The 24,742-nt window shown below is 67.5% G+C and carries 10 protein-coding genes; 8 read left to right on the top strand and 2 right to left on the bottom strand.

Going from position 1 to position 24,742, the window contains the following annotated elements; all coding sequences use genetic code 11:
• The first annotated feature begins 2 nt into the window (after positions 1 to 2).
• The 8 genes from VGP60_RS30720 (at position 3) to VGP60_RS30685 (ending at position 18,239) form a co-directional block, all read left to right on the top strand.
• Complete coding sequence (locus VGP60_RS30720; RefSeq protein ID WP_327551636.1) at positions 3 to 3,236, top strand: right-handed parallel beta-helix repeat-containing protein; 3,234 nt, start codon at positions 3 to 5, stop codon at positions 3,234 to 3,236.
• Positions 3,237 to 3,463: 227 nt separating this feature from the next.
• Positions 3,464 to 3,865, top strand: a complete 402-nt coding sequence (locus VGP60_RS30715) for a YbaB/EbfC family nucleoid-associated protein (RefSeq protein ID WP_327551635.1) — start codon at positions 3,464 to 3,466, stop codon at positions 3,863 to 3,865.
• A gap of 2 nt (positions 3,866 to 3,867) precedes the next feature.
• On the top strand, positions 3,868 to 4,722 hold the full coding sequence (locus tag VGP60_RS30710; protein WP_327551634.1) for a hypothetical protein: 855 nt from the start codon (positions 3,868 to 3,870) through the stop codon (positions 4,720 to 4,722).
• A gap of 15 nt (positions 4,723 to 4,737) precedes the next feature.
• On the top strand, positions 4,738 to 15,948 hold the full coding sequence (locus VGP60_RS30705; protein WP_327551633.1) for a hypothetical protein: 11,211 nt from the start codon (positions 4,738 to 4,740) through the stop codon (positions 15,946 to 15,948).
• 28 nt (positions 15,949 to 15,976) lie between these two features.
• Positions 15,977 to 16,561, top strand: coding sequence for a type VII secretion system-associated protein (locus VGP60_RS30700; protein WP_327551632.1), 585 nt, complete (start codon positions 15,977 to 15,979; stop codon positions 16,559 to 16,561).
• A gap of 88 nt (positions 16,562 to 16,649) precedes the next feature.
• On the top strand, positions 16,650 to 17,273 hold the full coding sequence (locus tag VGP60_RS30695; protein WP_327551631.1) for a response regulator transcription factor: 624 nt from the start codon (positions 16,650 to 16,652) through the stop codon (positions 17,271 to 17,273).
• A complete protein-coding gene (locus VGP60_RS30690) occupies positions 17,274 to 17,525 on the top strand; it encodes a hypothetical protein (protein WP_327551630.1) in 252 nt (83 codons plus the stop codon).
• Positions 17,526 to 17,615: 90 nt separating this feature from the next.
• Positions 17,616 to 18,239, top strand: a complete 624-nt coding sequence (locus VGP60_RS30685; RefSeq protein ID WP_327551629.1) for a response regulator transcription factor — start codon at positions 17,616 to 17,618, stop codon at positions 18,237 to 18,239.
• A 28-nt stretch (positions 18,240 to 18,267) separates the two neighbouring features.
• Here VGP60_RS30685 and VGP60_RS30680 read toward each other — a convergent pair whose 3' ends face one another.
• The gene (locus VGP60_RS30680; RefSeq protein ID WP_327551628.1) at positions 18,268 to 21,930 is read right to left on the bottom strand and encodes a BTAD domain-containing putative transcriptional regulator; all 3,663 of its coding nucleotides are present in this window, start codon (positions 21,928 to 21,930) and stop codon (positions 18,268 to 18,270) included.
• The coding region (locus tag VGP60_RS30675) for an ATP-binding protein (protein ID WP_327551627.1) at positions 21,923 to 24,742 on the bottom strand (2,820 nt) is incomplete at its 5' end. The genes VGP60_RS30675 and VGP60_RS30680, both read right to left, overlap by 8 nt.

Raw genomic sequence — 24,742 nt, 5'->3', positions numbered from 1 at the left:
CGATGAACCGACAGCTACTCGTGGTCGGGAGTGACCGCCCGGGGTCCTTCTCTTCGATCAACGCCGCCATCGCGCAGGCCAAGCCCGGCGCGATGATCAGCCTGCTGCCGGGCCGCTACGTCGAAAACGTCGTCGTCGACAAGATGGTCACGCTGACCGCGGAGGAAGGTCTCGGCACGGTCGAGATCTACGCCCGCACCGGCAGTGTGATGGTGTTCAACACCGAGGCCGCACAGCTCAACGGCATCGTGCTGACTTGCGATGACGACAAACTCGCCGCGGTCGACATCCCGCGCGGCGAGGTCGCCATGGACACCTGCCGCATCGCGGGCGCGTCCTGGACGGCGTTGCTCGCGCGCAACCAGGGCGCGCTGGTCCTGCGCAAATGCGAGATCACCAACTCCGGTGGCGCCGGCATCGTCGTCACCTCGCCGGAAACCAGCACGGTCGAGGACACCGAGGTCACCGAGCTCGCGTCGTCCGGGGTGGTCGTCGCCGAGACGGGCGCGCTGATCATGCGCCGCTGCACGGTGAACCGCGCCAAGGGCAACGGGATCTGCATCAACGGCGAAGGCCGCGCGGTGCTCGACAAGTGCACGATCATCGGCGCGGGGAAGCCCGCCATGGTCGTCGAGCAGCAGGGCGGCGCCACGATCACCGGGCTGACCGTGCGGGAAAGCGTCAACCTCGATCTTTATGTGATGAGCCGCGGCCCACTGTCCATTTCGGACTCGAAGTTCACCGGTGCGCAGGTCCAGGCCGCGCATATCGCCGGTGGGGCGACGCCGACGTTCCGCGGCTGCACGTTCTCCGGTGCCGGGCGCAATGCCGTCCAGGTCACCGGCAAGTCGGCGCCGAAGTTCGAGAACTGTGTCGTCGAGGAATCGCCCGTTGCGATCGCTGTCGACGATGGCAGTTCGCCGAAGTTCTCCGGGCTGCGCCTGCGCTCGACCCTGGGACCTGGGATTGTCCTCAAAGGACGGAGCGAGCTGACACTGTCCGATGCGACCGTCGAGATCGGCAACGCCGTCGCGCTGGACGTCTCGGAGACTTCGCAGGTCACGGTCATCGATGCGCGGATCACCTCCAATGGTGAAACCGGCGTTCTCCTCACTGGTGGTGCTCAGGCGACTTTTGTTTCGGCGCTCGTCCGCGGTGGCGGGATCCAGGTCGGCGCCACGGTTGAACTGTCTATTCAGGACAGTGAGATCGTCGAGTCGACGGCCGACGGGATCCAGGTGGTCTCCGGTGGCTCGCTCACCGCGAACCGTTGCCGGGTCAGGGGTTCCGGGCGCAACGGGATCGCGCTGGAGCAAGGCGCGCGGGCTTCGCTGACCGAATGCGACGTCAACGGCAGCGCCGGTGACGGCTTGCTGCTCGACACCGGCGAGCCCGTGCTTGTCAACCACTGTGTCGTCAAGGAAAACGCCGGCAAGGCGGTCAACCGGCCGCTCGAGCACGACCGGGTGTCGATCGACAACTTGACGACCGACGGTTCGGCTACGACTGCCGAGGTGGCACCGGTCGTGGTGCAGCAACAGCAGCAGACGTTCGGGGAAGCCGGGGGTGCCGAGGTCGAGGGCCCACTCGCCGACCTCGAGAAGCTGGTCGGGCTGAGCGGGGTGAAGCGCGAGGTCACTGGGCTGATCAACCTGATCAAGATGACCCAGCGGCGGCTCGAAATGGGCCTGCCGATGCCGCCGATGAGCCGCCACCTCGTGTTCGCGGGCCCTCCCGGAACCGGTAAGACCACTGTCGCCCGGCTGTATGGCGCGGTGCTCGCCGAGCTCGGCATCCTGTCCAAGGGGCACATGGTCGAGGTGTCGCGCGCGGATCTTGTCGCGCAGTACATCGGTGCTACCGCGATCAAGACCACCGAGGTCGTCACGAAGGCGCTCGGTGGTGTGCTGTTCATCGACGAGGCGTACACGCTGACCAGCCAGGCCGGCACGACCGGCCCGGACTTCGGTCAGGAAGCCGTCGACACGCTGATGAAGATGATGGAGGACCACCGCGACGAGATGGTCGTCATCGTCGCCGGGTACTCGGAGCTGATGGAGAAGTTCCTCGCCTCCAACCCTGGTGTCGCATCGCGGTTCACCAGGACCGTCGAGTTCCCGAACTACAGCGTCGACGAGCTCGTCACGATCACCACGAACCTTGTCCGCAAGCACTACTACGAGCTGACCGAAGACGCCGTGCAGGCGCTCACCGTCTACTTCGAACGCGTCCCGAAGAACCAGACCTTCGGAAACGGCCGCGTGGCGCGGAAACTGTTCGAAGCGATGGTCAGCAACCAGGCTTCGCGACTCGCGATGGCGCCGCCCGCCAAGGATTCCGACCTGAGTCGGTTGACCGCGGCCGACCTCGGCACCGAAATGGTCGAGATGGAAAACGGTGCCGGCACGCCGGAGGAACACCCAGACGCCAATGTCGATCCCGCGGGTGCGCTCAAGGTGAGCCACGGCTGGCGGCGGTTGTACAGCCTCGCCGGGCTGGACGACGTGCGTGAGTCCGCCGGGAACAACCTGATGCGCTTGTGCGAACTCAAAAAGCGGCGGAAGCCGTGGGGGCGCCAGGCCAGCGTGGTGCTCGGCGGAGTGCCGGGCAGCGGCCGTCGTGAGGTCGCGCGGCTGTACACGCAGTGCTTGGCCGAGTTGGATTTGGTCAGCAGCGGGCACATCGTGCGCGTGTCGCTCGCCGGAGATCTCCGTCCACAGTGGCCAGGTCAAGCGGAAGCATTGGTACGTAAGGCGTTCGAAGACGCCAAAGGTGGCGTGCTCGTCGTGGACGCCGACGGTGAATGGCCCGCCGACTCGGCTGATTCCCGCACCGAGATCGCCAAGGCGCTCGCGCACGAAATGCGTCGGCACGCGGCGGATCTGGTGGTGATCATGCTCGGCGAGCAGACGACGTTGGTCCCGCTGTTCGAGCTGGTCCCCGCGCTCGGGGAATCGTTCGGCGAGGCTTGGGACATCGAGGAATACAGCGTCGCCGACCTCGCCGAGATCGCCGTGCGCCGGCTCGAACGCCGAGGTCACATGGTGCCTGACGACGTCAGGACAGCCGTGGTCGAGCAGCTTTCGGCGTCCGACGAGCGCACAGTGTGGTCCGCTCATCGCCTGGCGGACAGGCTGGCGCTCACGGCGTCTTCGCGCACGCTGGCGTCGGCGGATCTCCGCGGCATGGTGCAGCGGGAAGTGTCGCTGGACGAAGGGCTCGCTTCGGTCGGCTGACCTTTCGGGTAGACCTCGTGCACGGGCACACCAGTGATGACCCCGATCACTTGCTCCACCGGCGCCGAGGCCCTGAACTGGCACAACAGCGCACTAAGTGGTCACGATCGGAAGTTCGTCGGGGGTCTCGAAGGCCCAGCTTCCCGCTGGCCGCACACCCACCAGAAACCTGGATCCGCCGAATACCCCAACCGACTTCCCATCGCAACCACCAAGGAGGACTTGCCGTGTCAGCGCCCTACGACCAGCAGATCGAGCAGACCCTCGCGAAGTACCGCGAACAGCGGGCCGGACTGGGGGAACTGCAGCGTCGGCTCAGCGAGATTTCGTACAGCGCGACGTCGCCCCGTCAGGTGGTTTCGGTGACCGTCGGGCACCAAGGCGAGGTCACCGATCTCAAGTTTCCGTCGGGCGCCTACAAACGCATGGCCCCGGCCGAGCTTGCCGCCGCCATCCTTTCGACTATTGGAGAGGCGCGCTCGAAGGCGCTCGACGAAGCCGCGTCGCTGCTGTCGCCGATCCTGCCGCCTGGTGTGGTCGCCAAGGATCTCGTCGCCGGAAAGGCCGATCTCCAGGCGATGATGCCGCTCGAACCCAGGACCGCCGACAGCGTGATGGACCGGAGCTAGCGATGGCCTCTTCCGATTTCTTCGTCCACACTCCCGGTCTGGATCAGAACGCGGGAGAGTACGTCCAGGTCGCGCAGAACGTCAGCCGGCTCGGGCAGCAGGTCAACTCCGACACTTCGGGGTACGACGGCGTCTGGGGCAACGACGATGCCGGGAAGAAGTTCGCGCCGGGCTACCTGACCAACAAGGCGAATTTCGTCGAAGGCGTCACCGCGCTGGCCGACGTCCTGCAGGCGACGTCCGACGGTTTGCTGTTGATGTCGAAGAACTTCGTGAAGACCGAGGACCACAACACCGAAGTCGCGCGGAAGCTCGCGGTGGACTTCAAGCCCAGCGACGGCGGCGGCGGTGAAGGCGGCCCGCCCGCGGCCTCGCGACGGTTGGCGATGAAGACCGTGCGGGGCGAACTCAGGCCTGCCCAAGCCAGGAAGTTCCTGGCACGGGAGGCTTCCGTACCCGCTGTGCCCGCTGTGCCCGGCGTTCGGATGCTCGCGAAGGTGAGCAACGGCCCCGTGGATCAGGAACAGATCGGCTCGTGGGCGTCCAACCAGCGCGAATGGAACTCGGCACTGCTGAACACCGACCAGGAACTCCGGGCCGAATACGCCCGTCGCGGCCTCGAGTACCCGGAGCCGTTCGGCCCGCCGGTCCAGGCCACGCCCGCACTCCGGCTCGCCGTCAGCGATGGCCCGCCTACCCAGGTCGAGTTGGAACAGACCGCGCAGATACTGCGCGAAGCCGACGTCCGGCTGCAAGGTGTCCAAGAGCGCGTGCTCGCCGCCGGTGAAGCGATCGGCTGGAAATTCGCGGTAGCCACTCCGACCATTTCAGGTGCGCCGCTGCGCGAAGACGGCTGACCCGAAGGCCTCGCGATGAGCATCATGGTCGATCCGTCGCTGAACTGGATCTTCTTGATCATCGCGGGCGACAACTTCCCGCAGGGCGACGAAGACAAGCTCCGCGAACTCGCCGCGGTGTGGGACCAGGCCGCGGTCGACATCGTCAACGCGGTCAGCGAACTCAACGCGCTGGCCGGGCACGTACAGGAAAACGTCGGCGGCGATGTCGGCCAGAAGTTCTACGAGTACGCCGTGGAACTGGGCAACAACGCACCGCTTTTCGCCAGTACCGCGGAGAAACAGGCCTATCTGGCGCGCGACTTCGCGCTGAACGTCGAGCACGCCAAGTACTCGATGCTGATCCAGATCGCTTTCACCGCCGCGGAAATCCTCTGGGCGCTGTCGAACCCGTTCACCGCCGGGCTGGTTCCGGGTTTCATCACCGCGGGCCGGTTCGCCGTGCAGAAGATCCTGTCGAGCTTCATGGGCCGGATCGGCGCGCACCTCGTCATGCAGGCCGCTGAAGAGGCGATCCAAGAAGTCGCGATGGACGCACTCGCGCAGATCATCCAGTTCCTCGAAGGCAACCGCCACGAATGGAACGTCGAAAGCACCTACATGGCAGCCGCCGTCGGTGGCGCCGCCGGTGCCGTCGGTGGCGGGATCGGCCTGGGAATGAAGAAGTTCACGCCGGACTTCGCCGCCACGAGATGGGGCGACGGCGCCAACGAAGGCCTCACGGAGATCATCGTCGGCGCCGGTGCCGCGGGCGCCACCGGCGGCGATTTCGACACCCTCTGGGCAGGCGGCCTGAACGGCGCCCTCAGCGGCGCCGCGAGCTGGACCCCCGATAGCGACGCCACGAATGGCCCCGCGACCGAAACGAACGCCCCCGACCTGACCGCCGGCACCGACGGCCCGAACCCCAGCGGTTCGGAAGGCTCCGGGGCGGGTACGGGCTCGGACGGCCCCGCCTTCGGCAAGGACGGGCCTGGTTCCCACGGTTCGGGCACGGAAGGCTCTGGCTCGGATTCGCCCGGTAGCGGTTCGAACGGCCAAGGATCCAACGGCCAAGGGCCTGCTGGTAGTCCGCCTCCGGCAGGCAGCTCCGGTGGACAGCCGACCCCCGACCAGCCGCCGCCTCCGACCGGTGCGAACACGCAGGGTCCCGGGCAGCAAGGCTCTGGCCAGCCGAACCCGCAAGGTACGCCGCCTCCCAGCGCGCAGCAGGGCTCTGGGCAACCGAACCCGCAGGGCACGCCTCCCGCGCAGCAGAATGGTGCGCCGCCTCCGGCTGCCGGTCAGCCGAATCCGCAGGGCACGCCTTCGTCGACCACCACTCAGCCGTCCGCGCAGCAACAGAACGGTGCTCCGCCTCCGGTCAGTCAGCAACCGGTTTCGCAAGGGACTCCGCCTCCAGCGGCAGTCACTCAACCGCCTGCGCAGCAGAGTTCCGTGCCTCCGCCGGTCGGTCAGTCGCCTGATTCACAAGGCACGACTCCTCCAGCGACGGTCACGCAGCCGCCCGCGCAACAGCAGGGTTCCGCGCCGCCGCCTGTGAGCCAGCAGCCTGGTCCGCAGGGCTCGCCGCCCCCGTCGACCAGCACGCCGCAGGGTTCGACGCCTCCGCCAGTTGGCCAGTCGCCGAGTTCGCAGGCGACTCCGCCTCCGGCGACAGTCACCCAGCCGCCGACACAGCAGGGTTCGACGCCACCTCCGGTGGGCCAGCCTGATTCGCAGGGCTCGCCTCCGGCGACTGTGACGCAGCCGCCTGCTCAGCAGCAGGGCCCGACACCGTCTCCGGTGAGTCAGCAGCCGAGTTCCCAGAGCACGCCGCCTCCGGCGACGGTCACTCAACCGCCTGTCCAACAACAGAACTCTGCGCCGCCGCCGGTTGGCCAGCAGCTGGGTCAGCAAGGGACCCCGCCTCCCGCGACGGTCACACAGTCGCCGAGTTCTACGCCTGCGCAGACGGTTACGCAGCCGCCTCCGCCAGTTGGGCAGTCGCCGGATTCCCAGGGCTCATCGCCCCCGACCGTGACACAGGCACCTACTCAGCAGCAGGGTCCACCGCCGGTGAGCCAGCCGCTGGGTTCGCCGCCTTCCTCGACGGTCACAGAGCCGCCTGCCCAACAGCAGAACTCCGCACCTCCGCCTGTCGGACAACAGCCGGGTTCGCAAGGTTCGCAGCCTCCAACGACAGTCACGCAGCCGTCTGCCCAGCAGCAGGGTTCGACACCGCCTGCGGTGAGTCAGCAGCCGAGTTCCCAGAGCACGCCGCCTCCGTCGACCGTGACACAACCGCCGACTCAGCAGGGTTCGCCGCCGGTTGGCCAGCAGCCGAGTTCACAAGGAACGCCGCCTCCAACGACAGTCACGCAACAGCAGAACTCCACGCCTCCGCCTGCCGGACAACAGTCGGAGCCGCAGACAACTCCGCCGCCGTCGACGGTCACACAGCAGAGCCCAGCCACCATCGCCCCGGCGACCGACCCCGCCACAAACCTCGTCACCGAAACACCAACCCCGCAGACCGACACCCAGAACACCCCGGTCGAAATCCAGGTCACCCCCGATTCCGACCCGGGCTCCGATTCCGGCACAGACTTCGGCTTCGACACCGATACGAACACCGACTACGACACCAATTCCGACCCGGACGACCAGAACACCTTCAGCTCACCCAAGGACTGGGGCGACCGCCGCGACACCGCCCACCCCGCCAAGCAGAGCACCGAGCGGTTCGATCCCGACAACACCGGCCGCACCGGAAATGGCCAGCTGTCCGGCAAGATCACGCAGATCCGCTACGACCTCCGCCGCTTCGAGGTCAGTCCCGGCCAGTGGGTCCGCGAGTTCACCGTGCCGATCAAGCTGGTGTCCAACAACGGCTCGGTGACCCCGGAATCCCTCAAACAGCTGGGCGACAAGGTAAGCCAGAGCGTCGACACCAACTACAACCAGCAGTATCACCTCCCCGGCGGCGACCAGTTGCACATCACCGTCGAGTTCGATCCGGACGGCGTGCCGGTCGAGGTCATCGATTCGACGGTCGACAAGGGCAGGCCCGCGACCAACCAGGCGCAATGGGATGTCCGAGACAATCCCAATGGCCTGACTCACGAGGTGCTGCATTTCCTCGGGCTCGGCGAGGGTTACGCCGATCCGGACATGCTCTTCAATCGCCAGGACCAGCCGGGCATCATGGGCAAGGATGCCTGGAACGGCGCCACTTTCCTCACCGACCAGAACCTCGGCAAGATCGACGAAGTCGCCCAGACCGCGGGTCCCGTCCGCGATCACGGGCTCGGCGATCAGAGCCCGCCACCCACCGATCGGCCGACCGGGAATCCCAGCCCCGACTTCGGTCCGAATTCGTTGCACACGCCGTCCAAAGCGCCGCCCGTCACGCTCACTGCGGACGCGGTTCGCGACGCGCTGCCGGATTATCTGCTCAACAGCAAGGGACTCGGGCCATCGAAGCAGCTGCGGCCGACGAGCAACGCGGACATCCGCCCTGGTCTGATCACTCTTTCGCCGCAGCTCCAGGGAAATCCGGCGCTCGACATCATCCAGGGCCAGATCGACACCAACGCCGGTTCGTTCCTGGGCAACGGACGACCCTTCACGATCACGGTCGGCAAGCGCAGCATGGAACTGACCGTGCGCGGGGAGTTCGACTGGACCGGCATGACGGTCGACAACACCGCCACGGACACCGACAAGGCGAAACCGTCCGGAAAGGACACTCGCAAGAGTGAAAATTCCGCCAGTGACAGCCGAAACACCGATCTGAACCTCTCCGGTTTCATGTCGGCCGTGCCGCCGCTGGTGATCTCGGCCGGCGTCCAGGTGCCGACCGGCATCAACTCCGCTCACGACACGAAGACGTCGAAGGACGTCGGCAGCTCGAGCAATGTCGAAGTCGACGGTATGCGTCAGGTCAAGGCGCCGATCACGTTCACCTACTCACTGGTGGATTCGAACAACCGCCCGATCGCACCGTCCGGGCCGGTCGACCAGAACGGCCAGCACCCGGTGTCCTCGATCACCGGTGACGTCGATCTGAGCGTGCCGACGACTTTCACCCAGCCTGGCGCCACGCCGTTGAAGGCGTTGACGCAGGCTCCGCCGTCGAAGTTCGGGGTGGAAGAGGCCGTCTCGACTACGCCGAACGGTGACTTCTTCCAGCAGGTCGCGGCCGATCTTCCGCCGCACCTCAAGGAAATCGGCGCGCCGGGCCGGTCGGTGCTGCAGAATTTCCTCAGTGACGCCAACATCAAGAAGAACCTGCCGGCGATGACGGTGTACGACGGCGCCGCGAACCCGGACAAGGGCTGGGTCCGCTCCGACCCGCTGATCAAGAACTCGAACAGCAAGAAGTGGTCGTCCAAAGGCAACGCGGTCGAGATGCGGGCGGTGGCCCGGCAGGTCCAGGTCATCGAGACCGTTGATGGCGTCAAGAACACCGACACCGATTCGTACAAGAACGTCACTTCGGAGAAGAACTCCGCCAAGCACAACCTCGGTGGCAACCTGATGATCGGTGGTGGCGCCGATGCCGGGGCCGTCTTCTTCGCCGTCGGGCCGAGTGTTTCCTGGTCGCGCGAGTCGGAGAAGAGTCAGGAACACACGCAGACCAATGTCAGCAAGAATTCGGCCCAGCGAACCGGCGAGGCCGTCCGCTACCACACTGTCTACGACATCCAGGTCCGCAGCGTCGGGCACCCGGCCCAGACGCTGAACGGACAGGTCGACGCGCATCTGTGGGCGACCAAGGACCGCGCGGACAACGCGCGGATCGGCCCCAACCCGACGCCCGCGCCCGTGGCACGCCAAGACGGCGCTCGTACCCATTACGCGCCTTCGCATATCGAACATGGTCAGTCGCTCGGCGGTAGTGTCATCGACGACTTCACCGGCGGCGACAAGCTCTATCGGTCTATTGTGGACGTTCTGCAGAATGTACCGGGGCGCAAGGCGTACCACCTCAGCTCGGACAAGTTCGTCCGGCAGTTCGACAACGCCGATTTCGCCAGCGGACTTTCGGCCAGTGTCAACGACATTCTCACCAGGGACGACAAGGTCCGGACGTCGTTGTCCGATCAGCAGCTGTCCCATCTGATCGACACCATGCTCACCGGACCGGGGCTGACCATTCCGCTGGTCAAGAACGGGACGTTCCACGACTACCACACGAACATCACCCTGCGGGCGCAGCTGAACAGCGTCGGCGATCTCGAACTGTTGTCCAGCAACCAGAACAACGGGCCGTCCGGGGACAAGGCCGTCGGCACGAGCAAGACCAAGGAGAAGACCGGCACCGCGTTCGCCGACACCAACACGAAGAACTTCAGCCTCGGGGTGCAGGGTCGGGTTGTCGGTGGTCTCGGCAAGGCCTCGGGCACCGCGCTGGGCGCGGTCAAGGGTGGCAAGATCTGGACGAACTCCACCAAGGTGGGCTCCGACAGCAAGTCCTCGATCAACCGGACCCATGGCGACACCCTCGGCGTGGACGGTGATCTCGGTGCGCGCGAATTCCGCCAGTTCACCGGGAATCTGACGATCACCCCGCAGGTCAGCTCCTACGTCCGGCTCAATGTGAACACCCGCCGGATCAGCTTCGGCTCGCATGGCCGGTCGGTTCCGACGCTCGTGCCGAACAACCGGACACCCGGCGCCGGACAACCCGCGGCCCAGAACATCCCGCTTCGGTTGCTGGTGCCCGAAATCCTGGTCACCACCGTTCCGCCGGCACAGGTCGCGGCCGTCACCACCGCCGTCCAGCCCATTGTCAATCCGACGAGCATCAGCCGGCTCGGGGACGGGCTTTCCCGTGGACTCGACGGCGTCGAAGTGGTCACTTTCCTTGGCGCGGAACACCTTCAGACGTCGGCGAAGGGGCAGTTGCGAGACGCCTCGGGGGATCCGATTTTCGAGTTCGCGGACGGCGGCAACTCGACGCGGATCGCCGATCGGCTCTCGCCCGAGAGTCTCAAGAGCGATCCCCGGCTCTTCAGCCGGCCGGTAGTGGTCGACGGCCTGCACTACGGCCGCCGGGCCGCGGACGTCGACGGCCAGGTGGCGGTGGTGTTGACGCCGGTGAATCCGCAGGTCGTCTCCGCGGCGGAGTACCAGAAGATCAAGCAGATCCAGGCCGGCGGTTCGTCGGTGGGCAAGTCGAAGGGCAGCACGTCCTCGATCGACGCGACTTTCACCGGGGTGGCCGCGATGAGCGGACCGGTGACCTCGACGGTCAACAACGTCAAGAACAACGCGTTCGGTGTGTTCATCGCCTCGGTCACGCCGTGGGGGAAGAGTTGGGGGACCAGCAAGAGCGGCGATCTCAAGAGCGCGGAGAAAACCACCTTCGAGAACGGTCCGGTCAAGAAGACCCTGGTACGGGTGAACATCGACGCCCAGGTTGTCGCCGAGACCCGCGTCAAGGGCAACATCGACAAGTTCGGCCTGATACGCGGCCAGGATCTGAGCCGGTCCGGTGAGCAGTTCTCGATGCCGGGTTCGGTACTGATGTGGGTGACCGATTCGCAGCTCGCCGAGCTGCGGAACACTCCACAGCCGGCGCCCACGGCCATCGTGCACCCGCCGAACCGGACCCTGCCACCGCCGGTTTCGATGGGACAGAACCAGGTTTCCTCGCTGGGCATCGGTGGCGTGACCTCGACCATCGACCTCACCGGCAGCATCGCCAACCTGCACACTGCGCTCGTCACCAGTATGGGCCTGGAAGCCGCGAACAGGCTGCTTCCGGTGTCCTCTTTGGACACAAATCACGACAATTCCCGGGAGCTGAACCGGTTCCTGTCGGACGTCAACCGGTCGGTCAACAACACGCTCAACGGCGGCAAGATCACGCCACTGCGACTCGAAGACAGGTGGTCCGGCCGGACCTACTACGTGACACTCGACGCCCGAGTCACCGCCGATCCGACCTTCACCGGAATCGACCACGTGGACAAGTTGTCCACAGAGGACTCGGTCACGGTGTCCGCCACGAAGGAAAAGACCAGCAGCCGGACGATCGGCGGATTCTTCGCGTCGCTTCGGCCGTCAGCGCGGATGGTGGAAACAGTGGATCCGGTTCCCCAAGGACAGGCACCGCCGACCACGGGGCACGGCCCGTCGTCGGGAACGATCAGTGGTGGCCTGTCGGTCGACGGTTCGGCGTCCACGAAGTCCACTAAGGACACAAGCACGCCGAAGACGGACTACAAGCAGTCGGCGTCGATCTCCGGCCCGGTCGGGTCCTACACCGCGCCGATGCACTTCGACATCAGGATCGAGCGACGGCTCGGGGTCGACGAAAACGGGAACGAGCGGGCGAACCAGCTCGTCGCGACCGACACCGCGCATGTCACGGGCGTCAAGATCCAGAAGCTGGCCGAGGAATCTCTTCCCGCGCCATCGGGCGCTGCGGCCCGGCTTGGTGTCGCGGGTCCGATCACGTCCGTCGCCGAACGCGGAGACGCGCCGACGAACGCCTGGCGTCAGGCGACCGGACACGCCACGCTGCCGGATACGGGCACCTTCTCCGTCGAGCATTTCTTCGGGGACATGACCGATGTCAGGAAGGCCGCCGAACAGGCGATCACCGAGTCCGGGGTCACCGTCGACACCGCCACGATCGCCGCGTTGAAGGCGGGCATCACGCCGGCCGCGTTCAAGGCCGGGCTCCCGGCGATGGTGAACGGCGAATTCACCCTTCCGCTGCCCGGCAAGCTCGGTCGTGACCTGGAGATCCACGCCCGTCTCGGCGCCGATCCCCGCCTCGGCTCGGTCAGTGCGGGCGTCGAGATCGACGGCTCGGCGAAGAAGTCCATTGAGGACAAGACCGAACGCAAGACCGGTCCCACGCTGTCGGCGGCCGGGATCGCGCCGAACGCCGGTGGCGGGGTTTCCCATCCGTCCGGTGCGTCCGAGCTGGGCGAACGGCGTCCGTTCGGTGCCGTTTTCGCGGGGACGCAGAACGACTACAAGCTGGGCGGCAAGAACAAGCAGGTCGAGCTCAAGGCCGGGATTCCTGCCAACACGACGACCTCGCCCCAGTCGGCCACCGCGATCAAGACCGACGACAAGATCACGCAGGCGATGCTTCACAACGTCGAGTTCCGGTTCGTGGCGCGCCCGAAGTCGGGGCAGACGACCGAGCACACCGGCATCACGACGATGAACGTCAACGACGGTTACGTTGTGCGGACCAGGCCTGACACCGCCAACCCGCTGCCCGCCTCGATGACGGCCGCCGCGACCGCGCTGACCGATGCGGGTAAGACCTGGTCCGATGCGGTGAAGACGCTTGAGGGCCTTCGCAATCAGCCCGCGCCGAGGCCGGACACCACGGCGGCGCAGACCGCGGTCACCGATGCCGAAACCGCCTGGTGGCAGGCGCGGGACACCTACAACCAGGAGCTCGATTCTGCCCGCATGACACCGGCCGAGCGGGACCAGGCCGAGGCGGATCGGCTGACACGGGAAGCCGCCGAGCAGCGGCGACGCGACGACGAGGCTCGTGTTGAGCGGCAGGCGCAGGCGGAGCGGGATAAAGCTGAGGCGGAGCGGCAGGCCGCTGAGGAGAAGCAACGGCGTGACGAAGAAGCTCGTGCCGAGCAGGAGCGGCAGGTGCAGGCGGAGCGGGATAGAGCTGAGGCGGAGCGGCAAGCCGCTGAAGAGAAGCGGCGCGAGGACGAGGCTCGCGCGGAGCGGGAGCGGCAAGCTCAGGATGCCAAGGACAAGGCCGAGGCGGAGCGGCGGGCCGCTGAGCAGAAGCAGCGTCGTGACGAGGAAGCTCGCGCGGAGCGGGAGCGGCAAGCTCAGGATGCCAAAGATAAGGCCGAAGCTGAACGACAGGCCGCTGAGAACCAGCGGCGCGAAGACGAGGCCCGCGCGGAACAGGAGCGGCAAGCTCAGGTCGAGCGAGACAAGGCTGAAGCCGAGCGGCAGGCGGCTGAGCAGCGGATAGCTGCTGACAAGGCCGCATTGGAGAAGGAAGCCGCTGACAAGGCGGCCAAGGAAAAGGCTGACAAAGCTGAGGCTGAAAAGCGGGCTGGCGAGAAGGCCGCAGCGGAGAAGGCTGCCGTCGAGCAGAAGCTCGTCGAACAGCGGGCGGTCGAACAGCGGGCGGCAGAACAGCGCGTCGCCGAGCAGAGGGCCGCAGAACAGCGAGCGGCCGAAGAGCGCGCGGCACAGGAGCAGGCCGACAGGGAAGCGGCCGAGGCGAAGACGCTAGCTGAGCAGGACATCACCCCGAAGCCGACCGACCGCGATCCCTCCGAACAACAGCCGCCAGAAAACGAGACAACGCGGGATCAAACCGAAGAGACCGCAACCGGCGACGAGCAAAAGACGGACGAAGACTCCGAACCGGAGGACGTCCCACACGACAGCACTCCGAAGCGCGACGACAAGGACGGCGACCCCGGCCCGCAGCACGACGAAAGCGGCCACACCGAACAGGACGAAACCGAACAGGAACAGCAGGAACCGCCTAGGCAACAGGAATCGAACGGCAACCTGGCGCGTCCCGAGAGCCCCGCCAACGACGACTTTCCCGGCGACCTCGGCGCGACCGAGTCCATCGAGATGGTCGAATTCTCCGGTCCTGCCCTCGACGACATCGACTTCGTGCCGCTGCGCGACGCGGCCGGCGAGGTCATCGGGGTCGGTTTCCCCCGCGCGGGCGAAACCGAAATCCTCCGCACCGCCTTCGAGAACAACGCGGGCCAGGACAACGAGTTCGCCGTGGCCGTCCATCACGACACGGACGGTTTCGCGGTCACCCGCCGGGACGGCACCGAGGTCCGGCTCGACGAGCGGGGTGTGGTCCGGCTGATGAGGAGTGCCGACAACGGTTGGCAGCGGAACTCGTCATTGGTGTTCTTGAGCTGCGATGTGACGTCGACAGAGCTGGGCGCGCTCACCGACCTGGTGCGGGAACAGGGTTTCGAGGGCCGGGTGCGGGCGCCGGACGGCCGGGTCGAGATCGGTGCCAGCGGGGACGTCCGGGTGCTTGACGGCGGTTCGTTCCGGGATTCGGCAGGCACTAAGCAAGCCGACAGCGGGACGTTCGACGTTTCCGGCGGCACGGTTGTCTTCACGCCGCGGCCGCATCTCACCGACGCGTCCTTCGACACCCTCGACCCGGCTCCGCTGCCCGGCGATGACGACGACGCCTTCCCCCTCTTGCTCGAGCTCTGGTCCGACGCCGCGCCCGCGAGCGAAGACCCCGAGCCGGACGACGGCGTCCTAGGCCAAGACCTGTTCGGCACGCGGAAGACCCCGCCCGCCCCGGCTTTCCTTGCGGGGCAAGACTATTCGTCGCTCACCGCCGGGCAGGGCGCGCATCTGCTCCGGCAGCTCGACATGGCCCGCGACGCTCCGGAACAGCTTGACGCGCTGACCGAGTCCTCGCCCAACCTCGTGCACGCCGTTTCCCTCGGCAGCGTGGAACTCCCCGAGAGCCACGACGGCTGGCTCACCGTGCTGTGGACCGACGTCCCGCGTTCGGAGATCCACCTGGAGCCGTCCGAGAACGTCGTCGTGGTCAACATCAACGAGGTCTTCAACGCCGAGTCGCCGATGTCCCTCCAGCCGTTCTTCGCCACCGAGATGGCGAAACCGGCCGGGCAGCCCGCCGACATCCTGCGGCTGGAGATCCTCCGCCGCTTCGGTGGTGTCTCCGTCGAAGGCGACCTGCACGACCTCGATCTCGCCGGTGTCGACCTCAGCCGGCCATGGAGTCACGACAGCGCCGACAACGACGTCTTCGCCATGCCGAAGGGGCATCCCGCCACGACCGCCCTCCTCGACCAGCTCCGCGACGGCTACCGGCGGCCCGAACCGCTCCCCGTCTCGCCGGACGTCGACGACCTCAGCACGACCGAGCTGACGAAGAAGATCATCCAGACCCTCGTGCGTGGTCTCAAAGTCCGTAACGGCGACCTGCACCTCAACGCCGTCGCCGCCGTGCTCGCCGGGCACAGCAAGGCCGGCGTGGTGTGGACCGCGGTGCTGACGTTCCTCGCGTCGCGGCCCGAGCTCGCGGCTCAGGTCAACACGGTCACCTGGCATCACTACGGGATCGCGGACGAGCTCGCGATCCTCCGCAAGATCCTGATGTCCCGTGCCGCGAACCAGCTGGTGAACATTTCGCCCATTCCGCCACCCCAGCCGTTTCCCGCCGAACTGACGCAAACGGCATCGCTGAACTGGCCGGATTGGCTGTGAGGCCCGCGGAAGGACCATCATGGCGACCATGACCGAGAACTGGTTCCTGCTGATGGACCCCGCTTGGCGGGCGGGGAACGAGAACGAGGCGCCGCCCGTCGACGCCGTGGTCGGGCTTTGGCCGGTCGAAGAGGGCGGGGAGCTCGGCAAGTTCCGGGCGAACCCCGGGTACCAGCCCGCCGACGTGAACTCGCCGACCGATCCGCTCGACGCCGTGTTGCGGCTCGCGTTGCTCGGGCGGGCCGAGCCGGCGCATATCCAGTTGATGCTGCGCGACACTCTGTTCGACCTCGCGGTGGGTACCGACGGGCGGCCGCTGGTCACGAAGTCGCCGGACGACGTGGCCTGTGTCGTGGTCGCGACCGGCGAACCGCATCGGGCGCGGGTCATCTCGCCGGGCTGGTGGCGAGTCGGCATCGCGGACCTGGTGAAGCGGCTGGGCGGCGACGTCGACGTGCTGTTCAACCCCGGCGGCCCGTCCGCCATCCGGCTCACCGGTGACTTCATGCGCGAGACGGCAGCGATGGATGACAACGACGTCTCGAGGATTTACGCGGAGCATCACGCGCCGGAGGATCTGCAGGTCATCCCCTGGGACACCCGAACCACGTAGACCCATACAGAACCAAATAGAGCCATCGTGAAGTGACATTGGGCAAACTCCATCACGAAAGGTTCTTGCGGGGTCTCTGGGAGTAGCCGTGGAAGCTGTCCAAGTCGCTGTTCGCTCGTCCGATGCGGTCACCGAGTTCGGTGCGGTCGCTATTCTGCGTAACAGCCCGCAACTGCGTGTAGTCAAGTCTGCCGACGAGGCCCAGGCCTCGGTTGTGGTGGTCGTCGAGGAATTCGCGGGTGACGACGTCTTCGCGCACCTGCGTGACCTGCGGACGGAGGCGCGGCCGCACTGCGTGCTCGTCACCGACCACTTCCGCGCGGCCGATCTCATGACGGCCATCGAGTGCGGGGTCGTGGCCGTGCTGCCGCGGCGCGAGACCGGCGACGCCGAACTCGTGTCCGTAGTGCTCTCGGTCAGCCGGGGTGCCGCCTACCTTTCGCCGAGCCTGCAGGGCATGTTGCTCGCGCAGCTGGAGCGGATGCGGCGGGACGTCCTCGAGCCGAACGGCCTGACGCTGTCCGGTCTCGCCTCGCGTGAGCGCGATGTCCTGCGTCTGGTGGCCGACGGGTTCGGCACCGACGAGATCGCCAGTGAGCTCGCGTACTCCGAGCGCACCGTGAAGAACGTGCTCTACGGCTTGATGAGCCGGTTCGAGTTGAACACGAGGGCGCACGCCGTCGCCTTCGCGCTGCGTGCGGGAGTGATCTAGATGAGCGAAGAAGACCCGGTCGCCGGGCTGAAGAACCGGCTTCACGGCGCGGCCGACGAGTTACGCCGCGTGTTGGACGCTGTCCCTCCGACGGGTGATGTCGCCGAAACGGAGAATCCGGCCGCGGCCAGGGCGAAGAACGCCGCACTGTCCACGCTCTTCAAAAGTAGCGCGAACCTGGCAGCTTTTGTAGACAACCGTGCCAGGGATATGCAGCCTGGCAAGCCGCCTGTGGTCGGCATACCTGAATGATCTTCTACATTTTCGACGATTGGCGCGTAGAGACATCGTGAAGTCCGGTCACGCACTATATCGGTGAGTAAACGAGTACAGGAGGTAACGATGGAACGCGTTCGCGTCGCCGTGCAGGCTTCCGACCCGATCACGTTGGCCGGCCTCACCAGTTATCTGGGGACGCGGCCAGAGCTGATCGTGGTGCCGCCAGAGGACCTGACCGAGCACGACGTCCTCGTCGTCGCCATCGACCGGATCACCCCCAAGGTCGTTTCCCTGCTGAAGGGCTTCGGCACCGAGGTGGTCGTGCCCAAGGTCCTGGTGACCAACGAACTCAAGGAAGCCGACCTGCTGACGGCGGTCGAATGCCGGGTCGTCGCGGTGCTTTCCCGTGCGGCCGCCACCGGTGACAAGCTGGTCGGCAGCGTGCTTTCCGCCGCGGCAGGCCGCGGCGTGATGCCGGCCGACCTGCTCGGCGAGCTCCTCGAACACGTCCAGCGCCTCCAGCACGAAGTCCTCGCCCCGCGCGGCCTCAACGCCGCCGGCCTGACCCCGCGCGAGATCGACGTCCTGCGCCTGATGGCCGACGGCTGGGACACCGCCGAGATCGCGGACAAGCTCTGCTACTCCGAGCGCACGGTCAAGAACGTCATCTACGCCCTCACCAGCCGGCTGAAGCTCCGGAACCGGCCGCACGCGGTGGCTTACGCCATGCGTGCCGGAATGATCTAACTCCGTCATGTGTGTCCGGATCAGCGTGTCACCCGGTGAGCGCGGTGTCGTCCAGCTGTTTCCGGACTTCGTCGACGATGCCGATCCGCGAGTTGGCGCCCAGCTTTCCGAGCACGCGGGCGACGTGGGCCTGCACGGTCCGGCGCGGCAGCCGCAGCTCCCGCGCGATGTCCGGGTTGGACCGGCCCACCGCCACCAGCTTGGCGATTTCCGCCTCCACCGGGGAAAGTGACGCCCAGCCCGCCGCGTAAGCACCGTCGCCGGAGCCGAGCCGCCGGGAGATCCCGAACTCCCGCAACCGGTTTTCGGCGCGGCGGATGTCCCAGGACGCCGACACCCCGGCGAACTCCTCGACGGCCGCGTCGAATCTGGCCTTGGCCTCGATGAGCCTGTCGTTCCTGGCCAGCAGCACGGCCGCGTCTTCGAGCGCCGAAGCCATTTCCAGCCGCCGGCCGACGCGGCGGTAGTGCTCGGCCACTACCAGCATCCCGCCCGGGTCGCCGTCGAGCAGCGCCCGGCAGCGCGCGGCCGCGGCATGCGCCCTGGCCGGGACGATCTCCTTCGTGGCCTCTTCTTCGCACACCGCAAGCGCTTTCGCCGCCGTGTCGAGGTCGCCGTTGCCGGCGGCGAGCCGGGTCAGATCCGGCAACCACTGGTGCCGCAACATCATCTGCGCGTACGTCGGGTCGAGGATCGGTGCGAGCAGGTCGATCGCTTTGCCAGGTTCGCCGTCGCGTTCGGCGGCCAGCGACTGCGCCACCAGCAGGAAGTCGAAGCTCTCCCGTTCGGCGTCGGTCACCGGCAGGTAGCTCTCGGCGGCGTCCAGATGCGAATCCGCGTCGACCCGGTTGTCGCGGCGGCCCGAGATCAGCGCGGCGACACCGTGCAGCAGCAGAGCCGCGGCACCGGGTTCACGCAGGCCGTGGAAGGTGATCGCCGGGCCGTCCTCGGTCACCGTGTCGAGCTCGACGAGCGCCTCGTCCCACCGGCCCTGCCAGTAGTGCTGCACGGCCGCGGACACCTGAAGCCCGTGCGGCAGCGAGTATTCGGCCGCGAGTTCACGCGCCGAGCGGAGCGATCCCTCGGCTTCGTGCAGCCTGTCGAGGTTCTGCAGGCTGAACATCCGGTTGTCGAGCAGGTCGAAGCGCAGGTCGGCGAGCTCACCGGCGTCCTTCAACACGGTGAGCGCGCGGTCGATGTAATAGAGGGCGGTTCTGTGGTCGCGGCGGATCGAGTTGACCAGCCACAACGTCTGCAGCGAATGCCCGACCGGGTACAGCTCACCGGAGACCAGCGCCGACTTGAACGCGTCGTGCGCACCGGTGATGGCCGCGTCGAGATCGGTCAGGTCGCCGCGGCGGAAGTTCGCCAGCAGCCAGCGCCGGCGTTGCCGCCACAGCTTGGGCGTGTCCGGGCCGTCGTTGGGCTCGAGCATTTCCACCGCGGCCTCGACTTCGCCTCGGCGGTGCAGCATCGCGGCGAGGATATGGCGCATCTCGGCCACCCGATCCGGGTCGACAGCGATTGCCAAGGCCTGTCGCGCGAGGTCCTCCGGGTCCCGGTCGAGCCGATAGAGCACCAGTACCAGTGCCACGAGCAGGACTTCGCGGCGCGAGTCGTTCGGCGGGCAGTTCGCCAGCACCCGGTCCAGCAGGTCCACCGCGATCAGCGGTGCGCGGTTGGCGAGGGTGTCATGGTGGTCGACGAGCCAGGCCATGACCCAAGGATCGCCGTCGATCCCCATCGCCACCAGCTGTTCGGCGACGCGTTCGACCGGGACGCCGATGCCCGCCAGCGCTTCGGCGGCGAGCCGGTGCCAGGTCGCGCGGGTCGGCTCGTCGATGTCGTCGTACAGGGCGTGCCGCAGCAGCGGATGGCGAAACGCCAGCTGGGTCCCTGCCTCGATGATCACGTTGGCCGCCACCGCTTCTTCGAACGCGTCCAGCAGCTCCGATGGCGATTTGCCCATCGCCGCGGACACCTCCGCGACGGCGAATTCCATCCCCAGCAACGCCGCCCAGCGCAGCGCTTCGGTGGTGGTCGCGGAGAGGAAGTCCAACGTCCCGCTCACCGCCGCGACGAGCGACTCCGGTGCTTCGTACAGCGCGGACCCACGGATGTCGGCGACCCCGTCGGCGACGTCGACGGCGTTCTCGCGCACGAGCGCGTTCATGACTTCCCTGAGGTACAACGGGTTTCCGGACGCGCGTGCCGCCAGTGCCTGCAAACCCGGACCGGGTGCCGCGCCGAAGATCTCGCCGACCAGCTCCTCGGTGTCCACAATGGTCAGTGGGGTCAGCAGCAGCACGACGTCGTCCCGCGCCTCCACCCCGCGACGCAGTTGAGCGAGCTCGATCCGGTTCGGTGCCGGTCGTGAGGCGGCCACCAGCAACAGCGGAAGCTGCCGGGTCGCGGCCGAAAGCCGGTGCCACATAAGGACACTGGCGTCGTCGGCCCATTGCAGATCGTCGATCACCAGCAGCAGCGGAGCGCGGGCGCACAGCTCGTCGACATGTGCGAGCAGCTGGTCGACGACCGCGAGCACCGGGTCGGAGTCGGTCGATCCGCGATGGGGACGTTCCTCGTCTGGCTGTTCGAGGCCGAGACACTCCAGGATCACCTGCAGCGGAAATCGTTGGCCCAGCTCGTCCGCGGCCGCCCAGGCCACCTGGCAGCCGAGCTTCCCGGCGTCGGCGAGCGCCACCGTGAGCAGTTCGGACTTCCCGATCCCGGGCTCGCCCTCGATCCACGCCGACCGGCCACGCCCGGCGACGACGTCGGTCACGAGTTTACCGAGCCGCAGGGTTTCCTTTGCCCGCCCCAAAAACGGGCCGCGACGCGCGGTGTCCTGCAGGGCGCGGGTCACCTGCGGCGGTACCACGGACAACAGTTCGGCCTGCGGTGGCGGCGCGGCGGCGTCCAGTTCGGGGTCGTTGGTGAGGATCTGCTGGTGCACCTTGCGTACCGCGATCCCCGGCTCGATCCCGAGCTCCTCGACGAGGATGTTGCGCAGGTGCTGGAAGCCTTCGAGCGCCTCGGCGGGACGGCCGCTGCGGTAGAGCGCGATCATCAGCGACTCCCACAGCGATTCCCGCAACGGGTGCTCCTGCACCAGAACGGCGAGCTCGGCGACCAGTTCCGCGTGCCCGCCCAGTTTCAGCACGGTCGAAGCGCGGTTTTCGACGCACTCCACCCGGAGTTCGCCGAGCCGCTCCCGCTGCTGCTCGGCGAAGGGACCGGGCACCCCGGAGAAGGCTTCGCCGCGCCACAGCGCCAACGCCGAGTCGAACGACTCCAGCGCGCCGCCGTGGTCACCATCGGCGAGTTGCCGCTGCGCCTTGTCCTGTAACTCGGTGAAGACATGCAGGTCCAGGCCGTCCGGCGCGAGCCGCAGTACGTACCCGGCCGGTTCGGAGAGCAGCACACCGCCCGACGTCCAGCGCGACCGCTCGGGATCCATCCGCCGTCGCAGCCCGGAAATGTAGGTGTGAACACTGCCTTCGGCGCTCGCGGGGGCTGACTCGCCCCAGACCGCGTTGATCAGCTCACCACGGGAAACGGGCCGTCCTTCGCGGGCCGCGAGTGCCGCGAACACCGCACGTTGACGCGCCGGGCCGAGCGTCAGTTCCTCTTCGCCGAGCCAAGCGCGAAGCGGACCCAGTACCTCGACCCGGAGTCCGGTGTCAGCCACGGCTTCGGGGACCGGGGGGAAGAACGAACTGCCGCATGCGCCGCTCGGCGCGCCGGACGTCCCAGGCGGCGCCCATTCCGTCGTAGGACACGAGTGCCGTGCGGAAGGTGGCGGTGGCCTCGGCCAATCGGTCTTTCCCGGCGAGCAGCACGGCCGCGTCCTCCATCGTCTGAGCGAATTCCAGCCTGTCGCCACCGGACCTGTACCGCTCGGCGGCCAGGAGCATCGGCTCCGGATCGCGGTCGAGCAAAGCCCGGCAACGCAGCGCGACGGTCTCGTGACCTGGTGACCGCTCGCAAAGCAGTGTCGCAAATCTGGCCCTGCCGCGCTCGCCCAGGTCCATCGCGAGGCGCACCAGCCCCGGCAACCAGCGGAACCGGTTCGCCACAGCGGCGTAATCCGGTTCGAGCATGGTCGCCAGCAGGTCGAGCGCTTCCTGCGGCCGATCCCGTTGCTCGGCGACGAGCGCGCTCGCCGCGAGCACGAAGTCGAGGCCGCCGGTGTCGGACGGGTGCGCGATCGGCTGGTCCTGCGCCGCGCGCAGATGTGCCTGCGCTTCTTCGGGCCCGCCGCGGTGCCCGGCGATGAGCGCGGCGACACCGTGGATGAGCCGCAGCGAACCCGGCGGCCCCAGTACATAGGAGGCGATCGCCGGTCCGTTGCGGATCGCGGTGTCGAGCTCGGCGAGGACGTCGTCCCAGCGGCCCTGCCAGTACGACTCGGCCGGATCCGGCCGCGGCTCCGGCTGGACGTCGGGGATCGTGGGCTGGCGCACGGTGTTCAGCGTGGCGTCGAGCCGGTCCAGGCCACGCATGGTGGACATCGTGTCGTCGAACAGGAGCCGGTGCAGGGTCGCGAGCTTCGGCACCTCCGACACGGCTTCCAGCACGCGGCCGAGGGTGTCCTCACGTTCGAGGGGCTCGGCGTCGGCCTGCTGCCCACCGGCCAGGAAGATCGCGAGCAGCGACCCCGCCGGCAGGACCATCGACAGCAGCGACTTGTGCCGCTCCCGCCAGATCTCCGGGATCTCGTTGTCCCGTAAGGCTTCCTGGATGCCGCTGATGGCCTTGGTGAGATCACCGCGGCGGTAGTGGATGTAGGCGAGGATCCACTGCATCTCGGCGGCGCGCTCGCTGTCGGTCGTCCTCGCGACGACGTAACTCGCCTCGGATTCGGGCTCACGGCCCAGCCAGAACATCAGCCGGGCCGACGTCGCCGTCAGCGTTTCCTTGACGTCGCCCGAAGCGACCGAAGACGCGATCGTCCGGCGCAGCAGGTTCAGCGCGGCGACCGGTGCGCGGGTCGCGAGCGAGCTGATCTCCGCGAGAACCCAGTCACGGACCCACGGATCCACCGGCACCGCCGCTGTCGTCAGCTGCTCGGCGACCCTGTCCGCGGGGGCGCCGGCGTTGGCCAGTGCTTCCGCGAGCTGCCGGTGCAGCGCGATCCGGATGGCGGCCGGGGTCTTGTCGTACAGCGCGCGCCGGATCAGTGGATGCCGGAACGCGAGCCTGCCGTGCGACTCGACGAACACCCCGGCGGCGCGGGCCTCGCCGATCATCTCGGCCAGCTCACCGGGCGGTTTCCCCACTGCCGCGCCGAGATCGCCCGCGCTGAAGTCCTCACCGAAGAGCGTGGCCCACCGCAGCACGTCCCGGGTCCGGCCGGACAGGAAGTTGAGATGGTGGGCGACCACGGAGACCAGCGTGGCCGGCATCGCCGGACCGGCGTCGTCGATGGTGCCTTCCCGGGTCAGCGTCTCGACGATTTCCCTGACATACAAGGGGTTTCCGGCCGCGCTCGCACCGAAACCGAGCAGTGCGGCGCCGGGGGAGGAACCGACGATCCCGGTGATCAGCTCGCGCACGGCCGCTTCGGACAGCGGTTCGAGGGCGAGCACGTCCGTCCCGGCCTCCGCCAGCCCGGCGCGCAGGCGCTCCAGCTCGGGACGGCGTGGCACCGGACGGCACGCGCCGATCAGCAGCAGCGGCAGCCTGCTCGTTTCGCGGGACAGGTGCTGCCAGACGACCAGGCTCGCCGGGTCCGCCCACTGCAGCTCGTCGGCGACGAGGATCAGCGGGCCCTCGGCACACAGCTCGGTGACCAGCCGCAGCACGCCACCGACAGCCGTCAGCATCGCTTCGTCGCTCGGGTCGTTCTCCGTCTTGCGTGACACCGAGGCCAGTTCGGCGCGGCGAGGATCGGCGGAATGGGCTGTGACGTCAAGACAATCGAGGATCACGCGCAGCGGAAAACGCTGTCCCAGCTCGTCGGCCGACGCCCATGCCAGCTGACAACCGGGTGTCTCGGCGAGACCTTCGGCGAGCAGCGCGGACTTGCCGATGCCCGGTTCGCCCTCGATCCAGAGTGAATGTCCGGTTCTGCTCCGCAGGTTTTCCACCGCGGTCCGGAGAACGGCCGTCTCGTTCGCCCGACCGGCGAAGATCGGCGGCCGGGCGGGACGGGGCCTGGAGACGATGGGCACCGGCTTCGCCGCACCACCGGCCCGCTCGTGCGTCCGGCCGAGCGCCGGGTCGTCGGCCTGGATCTGTTCATGCAGCTCACGCAGGGCGGGACCCGGTTCGGTGCCGAGGCTTTCGATCGTGGTGGCGCTGATCCGGCGGTAGAGGTCGAGCGCGTCCTCGCGGCGGCCGCCGCGGTAGAGCGCCAGCAGCAGGAGGCCGTGGATCCCTTCGCGCAGTGGATGTTCCCGCGCGAGCGCGGACAGCTCGTCGACGATCGCGTGGTGGCCGCCGGAGTCGAGCATGACCTGCGCCCGGCCTTCGAGCGTGGTCAGGCGGAGTTCGGCCAG

The organism is Amycolatopsis sp. (genome assembly GCF_036008905.1).
Classification (GTDB): Bacteria; Actinomycetota; Actinomycetes; order Mycobacteriales; family Pseudonocardiaceae; genus Amycolatopsis.
This window is presented reverse-complemented; position numbering and strand designations above follow the sequence as displayed.

Bases quoted from the DNA above. Each gene is read 5' to 3' on its own strand.
- VGP60_RS30710 (WP_327551634.1), top strand. From the start codon at position 3,868: ATGGCCTCTTCCGATTTCTTCGTCCACACTCCCGGTCTGGATCAGAAC.
- VGP60_RS30685 (WP_327551629.1), top strand. From the start codon at position 17,616: ATGGAACGCGTTCGCGTCGCCGTGCAGGCTTCCGACCCGATCACGTTG.
- VGP60_RS30700 (WP_327551632.1), top strand. From the start codon at position 15,977: ATGACCGAGAACTGGTTCCTGCTGATGGACCCCGCTTGGCGGGCGGGG.
- VGP60_RS30720 (WP_327551636.1), top strand. From the start codon at position 3: ATGAACCGACAGCTACTCGTGGTCGGGAGTGACCGCCCGGGGTCCTTC.
- VGP60_RS30690 (WP_327551630.1), top strand. From the start codon at position 17,274: ATGAGCGAAGAAGACCCGGTCGCCGGGCTGAAGAACCGGCTTCACGGC.
- VGP60_RS30705 (WP_327551633.1), top strand. From the start codon at position 4,738: ATGAGCATCATGGTCGATCCGTCGCTGAACTGGATCTTCTTGATCATC.